This window comes from Porphyromonas sp. KLE 1280 (genome assembly GCF_000700805.1).
Lineage (GTDB): Bacteria > Bacteroidota > Bacteroidia > Bacteroidales > Porphyromonadaceae > Porphyromonas > Porphyromonas pasteri.
In genome coordinates this window covers 316,607-335,379 of the sequence record NZ_KL362962.1, presented here as the reverse complement: position 1 = coordinate 335,379, position 18,773 = coordinate 316,607, and the positions used below count along the sequence as shown (strand labels likewise).

Genomic DNA, 18,773 nt, shown 5'->3' with positions numbered 1-18,773 from the left:
CTATTTCCCCTTAGCCTGGAGGATAGTGATAGGATTGTGGGCATCGACCGTAAGGAGCGTCTCATAGGAGATATGCCAACCGACTCGCTCAATGGCCTCGCGGAAGAGCGCCAGTGTCTCCTCTGAGACCGAGTTGAAGACGAGCACGCCATCAGCTCCCATGAGTGCAGTTAGGCGCTCAACAAACTCAATGAGCCTCCCCCCGTGCCCACCGATGAAGGCGGCCTCGGGGCGGGGAAGCGACTCAAGATCTTGGCTAAGGAAGTCTCCAATATGATAGTCAATACCTGGAGCATGGAAGCGACGGCTATTGACCTCCATGAGCTCCTTCCCCTCGGGACGCACCTCGAAGGAGGTCACCAAGAGATGAGGATAGCGGAGCTTAGCCTCAATAGACACCGAGCCTGTACAGAAGCCTACATCCCAGAAGCTACGACGGCGCTCAAGCTCGAGCAGACTTAGGCTCACCAGACGCACCGGCATCTTCGTGATCATATTCACACGACCATTGAGGGGGAAGAAATCCAGCTCTTGCAGGCCAATCGGGGCATCGTATGCCGTGGGCTGTGGGTCTTCAATGATCAGGCAGTTGGGGTGACCGAACTCTCGTCCGACGACTTCATGTAGCGGGAAGCTATAGACTTCCTCTCGGCTCCCTCCGAGTCGCACCCCGATATGCATCTGATAGCCCGTATAGCCATAGTCGATCATCCGCTGAGCGATGAGTGCTGGGGTATTCTTCTTATCCGTCAAGACTCCCACCTTTGCGGCACGCTCGATGAGAGCACGATCCAGCTCCAGCCAAGGACGTCCCGTCAGTGATACGACACGCATATCATGGTAGGGCAAGCGCAAGCTATGTGCGAGCATCTGCAGAGAGCTAAAGGAGGGGAAGGTCTGTGCGACCTGTCCAGGGAACTCGCGCATGAGTGTCGTAGTGAAGCCAAAGAAAAGCGGATCACCTGAAGCAAAGACCAGCACGGGCTCGTCTAAGGCACGATACTCCTGATAGACCGCACTGAGGGGAACAATAATATCGATCCATACGGCACCTGCGGGAAGTATATCGGCGACGAGTTCGCGGTGGCGACGCCCCCCCGAGAAGACTCGATGCTGAGCGATGAGTTGCTGTACTTCGGGGGAGAAGAGGGGGCATTGCTCATCGTTCATTCCTACGACGGTGAAGCGAAGCCCTTGGGTTGTAAGATTCTTTTCGTCCAAGAGTAGTATCAAGCTTATCTATTATAGGTCGCAAAGGTACTAATAATAAGGTGGGCTTCTCCCCTATTCCTAAGCGGCCTTCCGAGGGATCCTTTTTGAAGCAGTACTGGTCGATGATCGAACCAGTACTGGTCACCCTAAGCAACCAGTACTGCTCAGCGTCGCGACCAGTAGTAGTCACCTCAGTGACCAGTACTGGTCAATATTCCCCTTCTAAAATAGTGCTCTCCACCTCAGAAGAAAAAGCCTCCGACCACTCAGTGGTAGTCAGCTCTTCCTAATACAATATTATACCTCCTTCTTGCAGGCTCAAGAAGAGAGGAAGGTCCATTTATGGATAGAATCTACCCCTATATATGGCTTCATCTATACAAGGTAAGAAGCTGGAAGATAAGCCAATGATTTCCTTCATTATTTTATTAAATCAAATCACCTTAGAGACCTCGTCTATCCTATAGAAATGACCTATATTTACCCTCCAGAAAGCATTACACCAACCATAAAAACGCTGAAGAATGAAGAACGAAAGACCACTTTCTCGTCAGGCTCGGCTACGGAGTACACTCGTTGTCTCCCTGCTCACCCTCTGCTCCATGCCCCTTGCGGCAAATGCAGCCATAGAGCAAGAGCCGTCGTCAAGTCCTGTCACACTCGCCCAAGTAGCAGGTAAGATACGCGGGCACATCGTGGATGCTACGACTGGAGAGCCCATCGTCGGGGCAAGTATCCGCGTCAAAGGCAACAAACGTATCGGGAGCATCTCCGACAAGCAAGGTGGATATACCTTGTCTGCTTCCCCAGGGGTGACACTGATCATCTCCTGCGTCGGGTACGAAACCTTAGAGACCCAGGCGATAGAGAAGGATCAAGTCATCCAGCTAAAAGAGAACTCCAAGACCCTCGGCGAGCTCGTCGTCGTCGGCTATACTACACAGCGCAAGGAGAGCCTCACGGGGGCTATGATTAACCTTAAAGCCAGCAAACTCAAGGATATCACTACTCCCTCCGTTTCTAACCTCCTCAATGGCAAGGCTCCTGGCGTATATGTCGCACCTGGATCAGGACGCCCTGGCTCAAGCGCAGCCGTGGTGATACGTGGACAAGCCACCCTCAACGGGAACACACGCCCCCTCTGGGTCATTGATGGTGTGATCGTGGGTGATGACCCTGGTCAGCTCAGCCCTCAGGACATTGAGAGCCTCACGATCCTCAAGGACGCAGCCTCCACCGCGATCTATGGCTCTGCTGGAGCAAACGGTGTCGTCGTAGTCACGACCAAGAGTAGCCGCTCAGGCAAGCTCCGCACCTCTGTCTCTATGCGCACAGGTATCAGCCAGCTAACCAATGGCAACCTGCATATGATGAATGGTGCCGAACTCTACGACTACTTTGCCTCCACAGGCAATGCCAGCACCATCCCCTTCCCTAGATGGAAGCCAACCCTACGCAATGACAACTTTGACTGGTGGAAGCTGGCTACACGCACCGGCGTCTCTCAGGACTATAACCTCACCCTACAAGGGGGGAGCGAAACGATGAACTCCCTCTTCTCCTTAGGCTACTATGATGAGAAGGGTGCTGTCAAGGGCTTTGACTACAAGCGCTATAACTTCCGCCTGAAGACCAGCTACAAGCCACTCAGCTGGCTCACTATTCGCCCTATGATCAGCGGGGCGATGCAAACCTCCGAGGACAGACAGTACTCCATCTCTGCGATGTACTCGATGCTCCCTTGGGATAGCCCATACGATGCTGAGGGGAAGCTCGTCCCCCACCAATACTCGGGATGGGTAAATAGCAACAGCACGAATTACCTCCGTGATCTGCAGTGGAACCACTATGATGGGAGCTACTACGAATTCATGGGGAACCTTGACTTCGATATTCGCATCGCACCTTGGCTCACCTTCTCCTCGGTCAATAACTATAAGTATGTCCACAGCACGGGTCACGGCTACGAAGATCCTCGCTCCAATGGTGGAGAGAGCGTCCAAGGACGTATCACCGAGTATCACGGACAAGTAGCTCGTCGCTACTCGAACCAGAAGCTCCTAACGAATAATAGCTGGGGCCTGCATAACCTCAATGGGTTGCTTGCTTATGAGTTCAACGACTACTGGGGTAAGTCAACCAGCGCCAACGGGACGGGCTTTGTCCCAGGCTTTGAGGTACTGGACATCACGGCTAAGCCAGAGAAGGCTAAGGGTGGGATCGCGGAATGGGCGGTACAGTCCGTCTTCGCTAATGCTCGCTATAGCTACGACAACCGCTATCTCCTCGAAGGATCTATCCGCCGTGACGGTGCCTCCAACCTCGGTTCAAGAGCCAAGTATGGTACCCTCTTCTCCATCAGTGGCGGGTGGAGCATCCACCGCGAATCATGGTTTGGGATCAAGGCATTCGACCAGCTGAAGCTCCGCGCCTCCTATGGCTCGGCTGGTAACCGTCCATCCGCCCTCTACCCCCAGTATGACCTCTACTCGATAGCATCCAGCTACAACGCTCAGCCTGGTATGCTCATCTCTCAGATCGGGAACAATGACCTTACCTGGGAGCGTACCTATACTGCAGGCATCGGGCTTGATGCTTCGCTCTGGTCAAACCGCCTGCACTTCACCCTTGATCTCTACTCCAAGAAGACCGACAACATCCTCTATAATGTACCCGTCACCAGCCTCACAGGTGTGACTCACATCTACCGTAACATCGGCAAGATGGCTAATAAGGGTATCGAGGTAGCTATCGGTGGTGATATCATCCGCAGCAAGGACCTCACCTGGAGCCTTGACCTCAACGTCGGACACAACACCAATAAGCTCACCGACATCTTCCGCCAATATGATCCCTCAGGCCAGTACATCGCCAAGCCTGTCATCATCGGTGACGGTAGCGGTATAGCAGGCTCTGCCTCCCGCATCCTCGAGATCGGCTCTCCTATCGACACCTACTACATGCCTGAGTGGGCTGGAGTAAATCCTGATGACGGGCGCCCCATGTGGTATAAGGAAGGAACTAACGGAGAGCGCGTCACGACCAGCAACTACGCCGAAGCCAAGTACTACAAGCTGGGCTCTGCTGCTCCTAAGGTCTTCGGGGGGATCACGACGAACCTCCGCTGGAAGGAGTTCGACCTCTCGGCTACGTTCGGCTATGCTCTCGGTGGACAGATCTACAACTACTCTCGCCAAGAGCTCGACTCTGACCTCACCTACACCGACCGCAATCAGATGTCACTGCAGAAGGGTTGGTCACGCTGGCAGAAGAAGGGCGACGTCGCCACTCACCCACGCGCCCTGTACAACAACAAGGACAACGGCAACAAGGCCTCTTCTCGCTACCTGGAGGACAACTCCTTCTTCAAGCTACGTACTCTCAGCCTCGGCTACAACCTCTCCCTTCCTCAGCTGAAGGTACAGAACCTCCGCATCTACCTCAATGCTGAGAACCTCTTTACCCTGACGAAGTACTCAGGAGTAGACCCCGAGCTTCCCGCCTCTGATGGCTCTGTCATGGGGACGACGGGTATCAGCGTCTATCCACCTGTCCGTCGCTTCGTCCTCGGGCTCAACCTCTCACTATAGCTACACGATACAGATATGAATAAGATACTAATGCTACTGGTGTCCTCCTGCCTACTGGTAGCCTGCAATATTGACAGAGAGCCCAAAGGGAGCATGTCCAGCCAGCGTATCCTCGAGCATCCAGAAGAGGCTATCGATGGCATGACCCACGGGATGTATGCCCAGCTCAAGACCTGGAGCGACGTCATGCACCGCTGCGGCGAGTATGCGGGGGACAACATCATGATACGTGGTGCCTCGACAGATGCCTTCTTCGAGTTCATCTCCTTCAACCGCACCCCACAGAACTACCGTCTACAGGCCTTCTGGGATAATAGCTACAAGGCTATCATCCAGGCCTCAAATATTATCGAGCTCTATGGCACTTCCACTGATGAAGAGGTCAAGGCTCATGTGGGAGAAGCCTACTTCGTGCGTGGCTTCCTCTACTTCTACCTCGTGAGAGCCTACGGCCGTCCCTACTACCAGGATCCAGAGAAGAACCTCGGTGTACCTATCATCAAGAGTGCCCCAAAGGACGTCTTCGATAAGTTCACTCTCCCCGACCGTGCTACCGTAGCGGAGACCTACGCACAGGCTATCGAGGACCTCAAGCAGGCTGAGACGCTCCTTCCCGAGCGCTCAGGTACGCCCTTCTATGCGGCCAAGGGTGCAGCTCAGGCTTTACTCTCCCGCCTCTACCTCTATATGAGTGGCACCTATGAGCAGCCCAATAGGCAGTATGCTCAGCTGGCCTCCGAGTATGCCACGAAGGTCATCTCTAGTGGGAAGTATTCGCTCCTCAATCGAGAAGACTTCATGAAGTACAATCAGCTTCTGCCAGAGAGCAACAAGGAGTCTATCTTCGTCGTCCGCCGTCTGGCCTCTGAATACTCTGGTTACGACCACTACTATGGAGTCGGTGGCATGTATGCCAATATCGGAGGTATGGGCTGGGGTGAGATGTATGCCAGCGCTAAGTACCTTGCCCTACTTGATGAGACGGGGCGAAATGACTTCCGCCCTAACAGAACTCGTATCGTAGATGCTCGTGCCGCCTTCATTGAGCCTGTGTACGCACCTGAGAAGACGGAGGTATTCCGCTTCATCAAGAGCGAAGAGTCAGGAGACCTCAACTACGTGCAGCTCCCCATCACTCGCTCCAATGGTCAGATCATAGCCAAGGAAGCTAAGGATTCGGGGCAAGCGGAGTCTTACACCTTGACTGCGATAGATGCAAATCAAGAGATCTACAGCATCACCTATAAGGGGAAGACTTACCGAGGTGTGATCGACCTATATATCAAGCTCAACAGAGCCTACCCGATGTTCTACATCACGAAGTGCTCCCGTGAGGGTGAGAATAGCCACCTGCACTCGCCTGTCATCTCTCGTCTCGGCGAAGTGTACCTCAACCGAGCTGAAGCAGAAGCTAAGCTCGGGAACTATAGCGCAGCACTCACCGACCTCAATATCATACGCACACGATCCATCCCTGGTGCTGCCTATGCCAGCCTCGATGCTACGAACGCATCCGAGCGCATCGACAAGGAGCGCCAATTGGAACTCGCCTTCCAAGCTGAGCGTAGCTATGATGTATTCCGCAACGGAGGCTCACTCGTACGTCGCTACCCTGGAGCTCATCACCAGCGTGAGGACATTGCCCCCACAGACTATCGTGTGGTGTACTTCATCCCACAGAATGCTATCGATGCCTACCCAGGTAAGCTGACTCAGAACCCCACCCACTAAGAGAGGTACCCGATATCACTTCTCCAGCTCGCCAGCATCACCATAGTCTACTGGAGAGCTAATCAATAAGCCAACGGGGCAGAGAGGACGCATCCTCCCTGCCCCGTTAATTTTATCCCCAGATCTTAGGCAAGCATCTACTTGAGACCATTGCGCAAGGCCATCTCTTCACAGCTTGTACTCTCCTCTTTCGAACGTCTCAACCTAAAGACTCCGATTTTCGAGGGAAGAAGGTGAGTAATGAAGAGGTGGGCTTGCACAATGGTCTCATATATTGGTATAGGTACGTGGGTAGAGCTATATAGGATGGCGAAGAAAGCTATATAGCTTTGTGAAGTGACCTATAGTTAGGTTGTTGCTCCGCGTAGGGATAAAAGTTGCGGACGAGTGGCAGATAAGTTTGGACTACGTACGTAGCTCTAATATCTATGTACGTGGATATTTGGACTGACGTGCCTGGTCTTTAAGACTACGTGCGTAGATAGAGAAAAACGACTACGGGAGGGCGCTTTTTTCTTCACGATAAGGACACTTTTCCCTCCGCTGGATAGGAGAATATCACCTACGCTATGGGCAAGAAGAGCCACCAGAGAGCATGTGCGAAACGGTAGAGGGTCAAAGCGACAGCAATAGTCGTTTGCCCTCGGATATGAAACGAGTAGTCGTTTGCCCCCCAAACCAATAGTTATTCGCCTGCAGAGCAATAGTCGTCTGTAAATCAGACCAGCCTCAATACGCCTTGCAGGTGAGGAGGAGATTTTGATGCGGATGCTCTGAGCCCACAAGCCACCTCCGTGGAATTCACTACCTTTACACCTCAAAATAAAGGGTATTAGTTCATGCAAGAAAGAATACAACAACTCACTGCCGAGCTACAAGCACTGACGGCACACTCTGAGCAGGAAGTCGAAGACCTTCGCATCAAATATATCAGTAAGAAGGGGCTCGTCTCTCAGCTCTTCGACGAATTCAAGACCGTCCCTAACGAAGAAAAGCGACAGGTCGGACAACTCCTCAACGCCCTCAAGACGCTGGCGACGGACAAGATCAACCAGCTACGCGCCTCACTGAGCGCTGGGGGTGACGACGAAGGGCTGGGCATCGACTGGTCACGTACAGCCTACCCCACTCCATTAGGCTCACGCCACCCGCTGACGATCGTCCAGCAGGAGATCTGCGCCATCTTCGCCCGCCTCGGCTTCTCTATTGCCGAAGGACCTGAGATCGAAGATGACTGGCATGTATTCTCTGCCCTCAACTTCGCCGAAGACCATCCTGCACGTGATATGCAGGACACCTTCTTCGTGCGCAATGTCCCCGGTACGCTCCTACGTACCCATACCTCCTCGGTACAGACTCGCACGATGCTGGAGTCAGAGCCTCCCATCCGTGTCATCTGCCCAGGTCGCGTGTATCGCAATGAGGCTATCTCCTACCGCGCACACTGCTTCTTCCATCAGCTGGAGGCTCTCTATGTAGACCAGAACGTATCGTTCGCTGACCTCAAGCAGGTACTGCTGTACTTCGCTCAGGAAATGTTCGGTACCGACACGAAGATTCGCCTCCGCCCCTCTTACTTCCCCTTCACGGAGCCATCGGCAGAGATGGATATCTCCTGCAACATCTGTGGCGGTAAGGGCTGTAACTTCTGTAAGCACACAGGCTGGGTTGAGATCCTAGGATGCGGTATGGTCGACCCTAACGTACTGGAGAACTGTGGCATCGACAGCCGTAAGTACAGTGGCTATGCCCTCGGTATGGGGGTAGAGCGTATCACGAACCTCAAGTATCGAGTCAGCGACCTGCGTCTCTTCTCAGAGAATGACGTGCGCTTCCTCGAGCAGTTCAAGGCTGCTCATTAATACGAGCTACACAAAGGGTAACTGCGAGCTGTGACGCGTAAAGAGCGATACGAAGCCGTCATCGGATGGTTTGAAGAGCATATGCCTGTGGCTGAGACTGAGCTACACTACACCACTCCCTTTGAGCTGCTGGTGGCCGTGATTCTCTCAGCCCAGTGCACGGACAAGCGAGTGAACATGATCACTCCACGCCTCTTCCGACAGTATCCGACAGCCGAAATCATGGCACGAGCTGAGGTGGACGACATCTTTGAGCTCGTGCGGAGCGTTAGCTATCCCCGCGCTAAGGCGGGTTATCTTGTGGCTATGGCTCAGCGCCTCGTCGCAGACTATCAGGGCGAAGTCCCTGAGGAGCGCGAGGAGCTGATGAAGCTCCCTGGTGTCGGGCGCAAGACGGCCAACGTCATCGCTTCGGTCATCTATAACCGCCCTACGATGGCAGTCGATACACACGTCTTCCGTGTATCTAACCGCATCGGGCTGACGACCAATTCCAAGACACCTCTCGAGACAGAGCTCACCCTCATCAAGTATATCCCCGAGCACCTCATCCCCAAGGCACACCACTGGCTTATCTTGCATGGACGCTATGTATGTACAGCCCGCAAGCCTCAGTGTGCGACCTGTGGATTAGCTCCCTACTGCCGCTACTTCGCAGCACTGGAGCGCAAGAAACTCAATTCGAAGGAATAGATATGAAACGATCACTGCGCACGGGGCTTTTCCTCGCGCTCGGTATGGCGCTTATCACAGGGGCTATGTTCCTCTCTGGCGCTTGTTCTCAAAAGGGGAAGAGCAACCCCACAGATAGCACTCACCTATGTATCGGGGTGATGCCCTCTATAGACTACCTACCGATAGCAGTAGCTGAGCAGCAGGGCTTCTTCACTCATCCCATAGAGATCGTGCGCTTCGCCTCCCCCATGGAGCGTGATGCAGCACTGCAAACGGGCTCCGTAGATGCCTCAGTCACGGACTATATGGGAGCCATGCTCCTACATTCTAAGGGGCTGAAGGTATCTCTTCCCATCGCTTGCCAAGGAGGATTCCGCTTGGTCTTCGGGCGCAATAAGGAGCTCGACGAGATTGCCGACCTGCGTGACAAGCACATCGGTCTATCCTCCAATACCCTCATCGACTATGCTACCGAGCGTGCCCTCGTGGATGCTAAGGGCAAGTCGCTACCCTACACTCGTGTAGAGGTGCAGAAGATCCCCATTCGCTTAGAGATGCTCAGCTCGGGTGAGTTGGATGCCGCTATTCTCCCAGAGCCCTTCGCTACGATTGGAGCATCCAAGGGGCTGGTAGCTATTGACGTACCTAACGGACTCACGGTGGGCATCACGGGGCTTCTCTTCCAAGACGAAGCACTCACGAAGAAGTCAGCCGCAGTGAAGGCTTTCATCGAGGGGTACAACAAGGCCGTCGCCTACATGGCCCAGCATCCCCGAAAGGACTGGTCTGCCGCCGTGGAGCAACTCCTCGGTGTGTCCAAGGACCTTGCCTCGCAGATTCCCCTCCCCACCTATGCTGAGGTCACCGCACCTAAGTCAGAGGACCTTCAGCCCATCCTTAGCTGGATGAAGGCTAAAAAGCTCGTACCTGAGAGCTACACGGCAGAGGGGCTGATTCGCCCAATCATCGCGGAGTAGCTCACCACTCCTCTATCACATCCCCCCCCTATGTCCGAGCCTCTACTATACGTCTCCGACCTAAGCGTACGCTATAGCAAGCGCCGTGAAGAGACGATTGCGCTCAGGGATGTGAGCTTCAGTTTGGGGAAAGAGATCGTGACGATCATCGGGCCATCGGGTAGCGGGAAATCCAGCCTCTTACACACCTTAGCGGGGATTATCCGCCCGAGCAAGGGAACGCTGCAACTCTCGGGCGTACCACTTAGCCCCCGTACCCATCAGATCGCACTTGTCCCCCAGCAATACGGGCTCTTCCCCTGGAAGACAGTAAGAGAGAGCATCCACCTGCCAGCTGCACTCGGCAAGCGTATCGTCTCATCCGACCTGCAGGAGGAGATTCTCACGACTCTATCGCTCACCGATCTCTTAGACCGCTATCCCAGCGAACTAAGTGGAGGTCAGTGCCAGCGTGTAGCCCTTGCTCGTGCCTTCATCATGAAGCCGGACTTGCTTCTTCTCGACGAAGCATTTTCAGCCCTCGATGTAGCGACGGCAAGTCGCTCTCGTCAGCTCTTCCTCGAGCTGTGGCAACGCTATCCTACCCCCACCCTTTGCGTCACCCATAGCCCCGTAGAGGCAACGACTTTATCGGAGCGCACCCTACTCATCGGAGGGAAGCCAGGAACTCTCCTTGCTGACCACCGAGGAGCTACTGCAAGTATGCTGGAGGACGAACTACGCCACTTAGATGAAGTCCTTTAGCCGTCACCTCCTGCAGCTCCTACTTGGAGCCACCATCTTGCATGCTCTCTGGCTGGCAGGCTACCTACTTATCCGTAGCGAAGTCTTACCTGCGCCATGGGCGGTCTATACCCACATGGCTCACCTCAATGGGTCGGACCTTCTTGCTCACACCTTGACGAGCCTGCAGCGCATCGGCTGGGGTATCCTCATCGCAACCATACTCTCAGCCATCCTCTCCCTCTCGATGATCCTCTATCCTCGAGTGGGGCGCATCCTATCGACCTTCATCTACTTTACCTACCCCATACCTAAGCTGGCCCTCCTCCCCGTAGTCATGCTCCTTGGTGGCCTTGGCGAAGCAACGAAGGTGGTGATGATCGTACTAATCATACTCTTCCAGCTAGCCGTATCAATGCGAGATGCCCTGCTTGCGATTCCCGAGGAGCACTTCGCTGTAACGCGCTCGCTCGGTGCGAGCACTTGGGGGCTCCTTCGTCACCTCCTCCTCCCCGCAGTCCTCCCCGCAGCACTATCAGCACTACGCATAGCTATCGGCACAGCTATCTCCGTGCTCTTCGTCACCGAGACGTATGGCACGACAGAGGGACTTGGCTACTATATATCCGATGCCTGGATGCGCATTGACTACCTCGACATGTACGCTGGGATAGCGCTACTGAGTCTCATGGGTGTCGGGCTCTTCATTCTGATTGACCTCCTCGAGGCCATACTTTGTCCCTGGCAATCCATAGGCAAGGACAAAGCATACCGCGCGTAGCAGCCTATACGTTGTCACTATGAGAGGAGCTTTGTTTCTCCCCTCCATCTAACCATATCACCACATCACTATGTCTAAGTCATTACTCACATGGAGCCTGCTCATCTTTTTAGGGCTCGCTACTCCCACCACAAGCCGCGCACAAAAGCGCACCAAACAAAAGCAAACCACCACAGCCCAGAAGCAGCGTACCGAGAGCCCCGAAGCTATGCTCAAGCGCTTCTACACCGAGTACATTCGCTCCTTTGACCGCATGTATGAGCCTGCTCAGATGGATTCGCTCATCTTAGCTAATGCCACACCAGAGGCTAAGGCTAAGCTGGAGCGCGTAAGAGCACTCACCGACTCGGATCCATTTATCCGCGCTCAAGACCTTGCTTCTGGTAGCGAAGGAAGCCTGCAAGTACGTGCTCTCGGGCAAGACTGGTATCAGGTAAGCTTTGGCAGTGGAGAGGGCTATCGTGCCATTCCTCTCCACCTGCAGAAGTCTGGGGATAAGTATCTCATTGACTTCATCACCCCCGAGTGGCATCACGCCGAGTACGGGGATAAGCTCCGCAGCAATCCCTTTGCAGTGACTAAAAGCGTAGATATGACGAGCCCGATCAACTTCATTCGCTCCTTCTACGAGTGCTACATCTCTCAGTATCTTGCGATGAAGCCCGAGCTCGAAGCAGAACTCAAGGCTCTGCGTGACCGCTACTGCACTAAGGCCACCATACAGCAATATTATGAGGGCTTGGCTTCGGTGGGCGAGGTCGAGAGTGGATTCTTCGACACTCTCGTTGATAATGTAGACTTTGACCCCAGCTGGTGTAGTAGCCTAAGCGTACGCCCCAGCTCCGCCTCTGGAGTCTTCGAGGTCAGCTACTCCGATGGCAGAGGTGAGCGACACAAGTGGCTCGTCCGCGCTGTACCGCAGGCTGATGGTAGCTATCGCTTGGATAGACAGCCTTAGTCCTATCCTTCATACAAGACATTCCCATAGAATTCCGACTTCGGCATCCTATGGGAATGTCTCTTTTCAGTGCTAAGGCATCGCACGACCAGCATCCCAATATAGCTCTCCGAAGAGATCGGAAAATCCTTCGCCTTATCGCGAGTATTCTTCTTATCCAGCGGAGGGAAAAGTGTCCTTCTCTTGAAGGAAAAAGCGCCTTCACATAGTGCTTTTCCTCTGTCTATGCACGTAGTCTTAAAGGCCAGGCACGTAAATCCAAATATCCACGTACGTAGATATTAGAGCTACGTACGTAGTCCAAACTTATCTGCTACTCGTCCACAACTTTTATCCCTACGCTGAGCAACAACCTAATAGAGGTCGCTTCACAAAGCTATATAGCTTTCTTTGCCATCCTATATAGCTCTACCCACGCACCCATATACCTGCTATGAAACCATTGTGCAAGACCACCTCTTCATTACTCGTACCTTCTTCCCCCGAAAATCGGAGTCTTTAGGCTAAGAAGTTCGAAGGGGAAAAGTGCAAGCTGTGAAGAGACGGCCTTGTGCAATGGTCTCATAAGATAAAACAACGAGTATACGAGTGCTATCAGCAGAGTCTCCCACAATTCGTATCTTTGTCTTGAATTGGTCTTACCACTTATAAATAAGAAAGCCATCAGTAACTATGCAGGAGAAGATACTCATCCTCGACTTTGGCTCGCAGACAACACAGCTCATCGGCCGTAGACTCCGCGAACTGAACACCTATTGCGAGATCGTACCCTACAATAAGGTACCCGAAGATCTTACGGGCATCGCAGGGATCATCCTCTCAGGAAGTCCCTACTCGGTCTACGACGAAGCAGCCTTCCGCACCGACCTATCCGCCCTGCGTGGGCGTCTCCCCATACTCGGTATTTGCTATGGAGCACAGAGCCTCGTTCACCAAGCTGGTGGTAAGGTAGAGCCCTGCGATAGCCGTGAGTATGGTCGTGCGCACCTCACGCTACGTCACGAGAATGATAAGCTCCTCGAGGGTATCACCCCTGGCGGTATCGTCTGGATGTCCCACGGTGACACCATCACCACGCTCCCTAAGGGCTTCCGTATCATCGCCAGCACCGAGGACGTAGAGGCAGCAGCCTTCCGTATTGATGGCGAGCGTACGTGGGGGGTTCAGTTCCATCCCGAAGCATTCCACTCTGAAGAAGGTCTCAAGATCCTTGATAACTTCCTCAAGGTAACGGGTATCCGCGGCAACTGGTCTCCAGCCTCCTTCGTCGAGAGTACTGTGGCAGAGCTTCGTGCTCAGCTGGGTGATGACAAGGTCATCTTGGCTCTCTCTGGCGGGGTTGACTCCTCTGTCACGGCAGTTCTCCTTCACAAGGCTATCGGTAAGAACCTCACGTGTATCTTCGTCGACCATGGGCTCCTACGTAAGAACGAATACGATAATGTCCTGCGTGACTATGAGCACTTAGGCCTCAATGTCATCGGCGTCAACGCACGAGATAAGTTCCTCTCAGCTCTCCAAGGTGTCACTGATCCCGAAGAGAAGCGTAAGATCATCGGCCGTGGCTTCATCGAGGTCTTCGACGAAGAAGCTCACAAGCTCAAGGACATTAAGTGGCTTGGTCAAGGGACGATTTATCCCGACGTCATCGAGTCCCTCAGCATCACAGGTACGGTCATCAAGAGCCATCACAATGTCGGTGGGCTCCCCGAGCGCATGAAGCTCCGTCTTGTTGAGCCACTTCGCCTCCTCTTCAAGGATGAGGTGCGTCGCGTAGGTCTTGAGATGGGTATGCAGCCTCACCTCATCAAGCGCCAGCCCTTCCCTGGCCCCGGCTTAGGTATCCGTATCCTCGGCGAGATCACGGCTGAGAAGATCGAGATCCTCCAGAATGCTGACGACATCTATATGTCGATGATGCGCGAGTGGGGGCTGTACGACAATGTATGGCAGGCTGGTGCGATCCTCCTCCCCATCCGTTCTGTCGGTGTCATGGGTGATGAACGTACCTATGAGTACACCATCGCACTACGCGCTGTGACCAGCACGGATGCGATGAGCGCAGACTGGGCACACCTCCCCTATGAGTTCCTGGCTAAGGTCTCCAATGAGATCATCAACAAGGTACGTGGGGTGAACCGTGTCGTCTACGACATCTCCTCCAAGCCACCCAGCACCATCGAATGGGAGTAGAGCATCACACTACTCTCGGACTCTCTATATCCACAGAAGTATAATCACAGAGGCCACCACCCTATCCCGTCCCAGGGATTAGGGTGGTGGCTTACCCCTCAATTTATATCAATAAAGAAGTGTCTCAACACCAAGCCGAGACGAAGAAGGTGACGACCCTCCGTCTGGCAGCTATGAAGGCTCAGGGTGAGCCCATCTCGATGCTCACGGCATACGACTATACGATGGCACGTCTCCTCGACGCTGCTGGCATAGATATCCTCCTCGTCGGAGACTCTGCTGCCAATGTGATGGCAGGCCATACCACGACCCTACCTATTACTCTCGATCAGATGATCTACCACGGTGCCTGTGTAGTCCGTGGTGTGCAGCGTGCCTTTGTCGTCGTAGACATGCCCTTCGGGAGCTATCAGATCAGTCCTGAGACCGCTCTCGCTTCGGCTATCCGCATCATGAAGGAGACGGGTGCAGATGCAGTCAAGCTTGAGGGAGGTACGCACCTCTTCAGCACAATCAGCCAGTTCACAGCGGCAGGTATTCCCGTCGTTGGTCACCTTGGTCTCACGCCTCAATCTGTACATCAGCTCGGAGGCTATGGACTTCAAGGCAAAGAAGGAGCAGCCGCAGACAAGCTCTTCGAAGAAGCTCTCGGGCTGGAGCGTGCTGGTTGCTGCGCTGTAGTACTTGAGAAGGTCCCCGCCTCTGTTGCGGCACGTGTAGCTCAGTCCCTGCAGATACCCGTCATCGGTATCGGGGCTGGTAGCGGTGTCGATGGGCAAGTCCTCGTCTCACAGGACATGCTCGGTATGGAAGACCGCTTCACGCCGAAGTTCCTCCGTCGCTTCGCTGCACTTGGTGAGGAAATCAAGCAGGCAGCAGGGGCTTATATCACCGCAGTCAAGGAGCGTAGCTTCCCCTCTGATGCAGAGTCCTACTAACAAGCAAGGAGATCACGGGCTATGAAGTTTGCTCATCTTGTTGATGTCAATGACTTTGTCAATTGGTGTGATTACCTCGGCACACTGGCCTTTGCCATCAGTGGTATCCGTCTCGCAGCGGGGAAGGGGCTAGACTGGTTCGGAGCCTACGTTGTGGGCTTCGTGACTGCTGTCGGAGGTGGTACGATACGTGACATTCTCTTAGACATCAAGCCGTTCTGGCTAGTCCAGCCATCCTATCTGATCATCACGGCCCTCGGGCTTATCTTCACGATCATCTTCCGACGCCAAGTCGTCCGCCTCAATCACTCCCTCTTCGTCTTTGACGCCATCGGCCTCGGGCTCTTCGTAGTCGTAGGTGTCGCTAAGTCCTATGCCGCAGGCTTCCCCTGGTGGGTTGCTGTCATCATGGGTACAGTCACCGGCTCTTTCGGAGGGCTTCTGCGCGACGTACTGATCAACGAAACGCCCCTGATCTTCCGCACAGATTTCTATGCCTCGGCCTGCGTCCTTGGCTCGATCATTTATGTCCTCATGGGGCGCTACTCAAGCCTACCCATCGAGTGGGTGCAGTTCATATCCGCCATCTCGGTATTCATCTTCCGAGTACTTGCGGTGGTCCTGCATATTCAGCTGCCGACCTTCAATCCTAAGCTCACAGAGAAGAGTGAGCAGGAGAAGGGAGTAAGCTAAGCCCATAATCCATATCTTTGCCCTATATGAGGAGTATCTCTCCTCACATACTCTACCATTATGGCAAGTCAAAGAACCCTTAAGAAAGAGATCATCGCAGAGGTCATGCGCCTCTTCGACGAGGCTCTTATCATCCGTGCCGTCTCTGGGAGCGAAGCGATGCAGGCTGAGATCGAAGACCTGATGGACGACATCATGGTCTTCACCGACGACAGTCTCCGCCGCGTCACCCACCCCAGTGGTAAGCATAATCCTCAGCTCGTGAAGGCCTACTACAGAGACCTTCGTCACTACGTCATCACGAACCTCACGAGCTTCTCAGAGCGCCTGGACGACTTCGTCGAAGGTCTATAGCGCTCGACTTCATCCCATAGTATCCCTATACAATTGCGTAAGAAAATAGCTCAGAGCTTGCTTCGTCTCTTTGGATGGAAGGTTATCCCCCACCCTGGCAAGCAGCCTGAAGGGAGCATCATCTGTGTCGCTCCACATACCAGCAACTACGACTTTCCCCTCGGGCTTCTTTACTCTTGGGCCGCTGGCTTCGACTCCGGCTTCCTGATGAAGAGCGACTGGTTCTTCTTCCCCTTAGGCCCTATCTTCCGAGCCTTAGGTGGTATTCCCGTCAATCGCAAGGAGCGCACCCAGACCGTAGAGCGCCTGCAAGAGCAGCTCCGACAGAAGGGGCAGATTCACCTTGCTATCACCCCCGAGGGTACACGCTCTCGAGGAGAGAAGTGGAAGAGTGGCTTCTACCATATTGCCGTTGCAGCAGGCCTTCCCATCGAGCTCGCTGTCATTGACTACGGCAAGAAGGAGCTCGGTATCTTCGAGGTCTTCTATCCCACAGGCGATATAGAGCAAGATCTGGCGACGATACGTAGTCGATACGATAAGTCCCAGGCAAAGTATCCCGAGCAATTCACTCCCTAAGTCTTATGGCAAGTAGCTTCCCTGCTCCCCTACGAGTCAGCGCAGTACAGTGCAGTATCCACTGGAATGATGTCTCGGCTAACCTCCAGCTCATCAAGAGCCTTGTCCGAGATCATGCTGCGATGAGCGATCTCATCGTCTTCCCCGAGACGATTACTACGGGCTTCTCAAGCGAAGCAGCGAAGCTTGCAGACCGAGAGCAAGGCAAAGTCTACCAGACCCTCCTCCGACTCTCTCACGAGTACAATGTCGCTCTCGCTGGGAGCTACCTCAGTGAGGTCAAGGGAGTCATACATAATCTCTTCTTCCTCATTGAGCCCGATGGGAAGGTACAGCTTCAGGCAAAGCGTCACCTCTTCGCCCCTGGAGGAGAGAAGGGATTCGTCAGCTCTGCTACCAGCCGATCCATCTTCACATTCAAGGGCTGGCACATCCTCCCCATCATCTGCTACGACCTACGCTTCCCCGTGTGGTGTCGCAATGTGTCGAACGAATATGACCTCATCATCGCTGTAGCCAACTGGCCACGCCCACGCCGTGAGGTCTTCCGGACCCTCCTTCGTGCCCGTGCTATGGAGAATCTCAGCTACGTCATCGGCGTCAACCGTGTAGGCGAAGATCCTAACCGCCTCGTCTATTCGGGCGACTCTGTCATCATTGACCCACGTGGCAAGGCTTTCGTCGAGGCTGAAGAAGGAGCAGGTACTGTCATCACAGCGACACTCGACTACGGCCCCCTTCAGGACCTTCGGCAGAAATTCCCCGTCTGGGCTGATGCCGATCCCTTCCTCCTACAGATCTAACTCACTCCTATAAAAGAACAATCCCCATGAGCGCTATCACCACCCAAGAACGTATCGCCGAAGCTCTCCTTCAGGTAAAGGCCGTAAAGCTTCAGCCCGACTCTCCCTTCACCTGGGCCTCTGGCTGGAAGTCTCCCATCTACTGTGACAACCGCGTCACCCTCTCCTATCCTGAGGTACGCACGCTGATCAAGACGGAGCTTGCCGAAGCTATCCGCCGAGAGTTCGATGCTCCCGACGTCGTCGCTGGGGTTGCTACTGGGGCTATCGCTCAGGGTGCTCTCGTTGCCGACCTGCTGGGTCTCCCCTTCGTCTACATCCGCCCCGTAGCTAAGGACCACGGTATGGGTAATCAGATCGAAGGTGAACTACCCGCAGGAAGCCGTGTACTCGTCGTCGAAGACCTCATCTCCACTGGTGGTAGTAGCCTAAAGGCTGTGGATGCTATTCGTCGTGCAGGATGCTCTATCCTCGGTATGGTCGCAGTCTACACGCATGGCTTCCCTCAGGCAGAGCAGGCCTTCGCTGAGGCTAACGTCCGCCTCGTGACCCTCAGTTGCTATGACGCCGTCATCCGCCAAGCACTCGCTACGGGCTACATCTCAGCTGACGACGAAGCGCTCCTCAAGGAGTGGCGCAAGGATCCTGCCGCTTGGACCGGAAAGAAGTAAGCCCCGCACCATTATCCCATCATCCGACTAATT

General features: G+C 54.2%; 16 protein-coding genes. 15 read left to right on the top strand and 1 reads right to left on the bottom strand.

Features of this window, described 5'->3' with window-relative positions; translation table 11 throughout:
• On the bottom strand, positions 1–1,170 hold the full coding sequence (locus tag HMPREF1121_RS01325; protein ID WP_044114709.1) for a bifunctional cobalt-precorrin-7 (C(5))-methyltransferase/cobalt-precorrin-6B (C(15))-methyltransferase: 1,170 nt from the start codon (positions 1,168–1,170) through the stop codon (positions 1–3).
• Between the two features lie 566 nt (positions 1,171–1,736).
• Here HMPREF1121_RS01325 and HMPREF1121_RS01320 point away from each other — a divergent pair.
• The 15 genes from HMPREF1121_RS01320 to pyrE all read left to right on the top strand — a co-directional run bounded on the left by HMPREF1121_RS01320 (position 1,737) and on the right by pyrE (position 18,740).
• A complete protein-coding gene (locus HMPREF1121_RS01320; RefSeq protein ID WP_044114323.1) occupies positions 1,737–4,802 on the top strand; it encodes a SusC/RagA family TonB-linked outer membrane protein in 3,066 nt (1,021 codons plus the stop codon).
• Positions 4,803–4,817: 15 nt separating this feature from the next.
• The gene (locus HMPREF1121_RS01315; RefSeq protein WP_044114322.1) at positions 4,818–6,533 is read left to right on the top strand and encodes a RagB/SusD family nutrient uptake outer membrane protein; all 1,716 of its coding nucleotides are present in this window, start codon (positions 4,818–4,820) and stop codon (positions 6,531–6,533) included.
• 839 nt (positions 6,534–7,372) lie between these two features.
• Positions 7,373–8,395: a phenylalanine--tRNA ligase subunit alpha gene (pheS, locus tag HMPREF1121_RS01310; protein ID WP_009433117.1), complete on the top strand. Its 1,023-nt coding sequence runs from the start codon at positions 7,373–7,375 to the stop codon at positions 8,393–8,395.
• A gap of 30 nt (positions 8,396–8,425) precedes the next feature.
• The gene (gene nth, locus HMPREF1121_RS01305; RefSeq protein ID WP_044114321.1) at positions 8,426–9,088 is read left to right on the top strand and encodes an endonuclease III; all 663 of its coding nucleotides are present in this window, start codon (positions 8,426–8,428) and stop codon (positions 9,086–9,088) included.
• Between the two features lie 2 nt (positions 9,089–9,090).
• The gene (locus HMPREF1121_RS01300; RefSeq protein WP_044114320.1) at positions 9,091–10,047 is read left to right on the top strand and encodes an ABC transporter substrate-binding protein; all 957 of its coding nucleotides are present in this window, start codon (positions 9,091–9,093) and stop codon (positions 10,045–10,047) included.
• A gap of 30 nt (positions 10,048–10,077) precedes the next feature.
• On the top strand, positions 10,078–10,791 hold the full coding sequence (locus HMPREF1121_RS01295) for an ABC transporter ATP-binding protein (protein WP_044114319.1): 714 nt from the start codon (positions 10,078–10,080) through the stop codon (positions 10,789–10,791).
• On the top strand, positions 10,778–11,551 hold the full coding sequence (locus HMPREF1121_RS01290; RefSeq protein ID WP_044114318.1) for an ABC transporter permease: 774 nt from the start codon (positions 10,778–10,780) through the stop codon (positions 11,549–11,551). The genes HMPREF1121_RS01295 and HMPREF1121_RS01290 overlap by 14 nt, the downstream gene beginning before the upstream one ends.
• A gap of 70 nt (positions 11,552–11,621) precedes the next feature.
• Positions 11,622–12,509, top strand: coding sequence for a YqhG/Tai3 family protein (locus tag HMPREF1121_RS08600; RefSeq protein ID WP_052353544.1), 888 nt, complete (start codon positions 11,622–11,624; stop codon positions 12,507–12,509).
• A gap of 672 nt (positions 12,510–13,181) precedes the next feature.
• Entirely contained in the window at positions 13,182–14,702 is a 1,521-nt protein-coding gene (gene guaA, locus HMPREF1121_RS01275) for a glutamine-hydrolyzing GMP synthase (RefSeq protein ID WP_044114316.1), read from the top strand.
• A gap of 119 nt (positions 14,703–14,821) precedes the next feature.
• Positions 14,822–15,640, top strand: coding sequence for a 3-methyl-2-oxobutanoate hydroxymethyltransferase (gene panB / locus HMPREF1121_RS01270; RefSeq protein ID WP_044114315.1), 819 nt, complete (start codon positions 14,822–14,824; stop codon positions 15,638–15,640).
• Positions 15,641–15,661: 21 nt separating this feature from the next.
• Complete coding sequence (locus HMPREF1121_RS01265; RefSeq protein ID WP_009433005.1) at positions 15,662–16,333, top strand: trimeric intracellular cation channel family protein; 672 nt, start codon at positions 15,662–15,664, stop codon at positions 16,331–16,333.
• A gap of 60 nt (positions 16,334–16,393) precedes the next feature.
• The gene (locus HMPREF1121_RS01260; RefSeq protein ID WP_009432917.1) at positions 16,394–16,687 is read left to right on the top strand and encodes a hypothetical protein; all 294 of its coding nucleotides are present in this window, start codon (positions 16,394–16,396) and stop codon (positions 16,685–16,687) included.
• Between the two features lie 33 nt (positions 16,688–16,720).
• Positions 16,721–17,266: a lysophospholipid acyltransferase family protein gene (locus HMPREF1121_RS01255; protein WP_009432926.1), complete on the top strand. Its 546-nt coding sequence runs from the start codon at positions 16,721–16,723 to the stop codon at positions 17,264–17,266.
• Between the two features lie 5 nt (positions 17,267–17,271).
• Positions 17,272–18,069, top strand: coding sequence for a nitrilase-related carbon-nitrogen hydrolase (locus tag HMPREF1121_RS01250; protein ID WP_044114314.1), 798 nt, complete (start codon positions 17,272–17,274; stop codon positions 18,067–18,069).
• Positions 18,070–18,095: 26 nt separating this feature from the next.
• Positions 18,096–18,740, top strand: a complete 645-nt coding sequence (gene pyrE / locus HMPREF1121_RS01245; RefSeq protein WP_044114313.1) for an orotate phosphoribosyltransferase — start codon at positions 18,096–18,098, stop codon at positions 18,738–18,740.
• Positions 18,741–18,773: the final 33 nt, after the last annotated feature.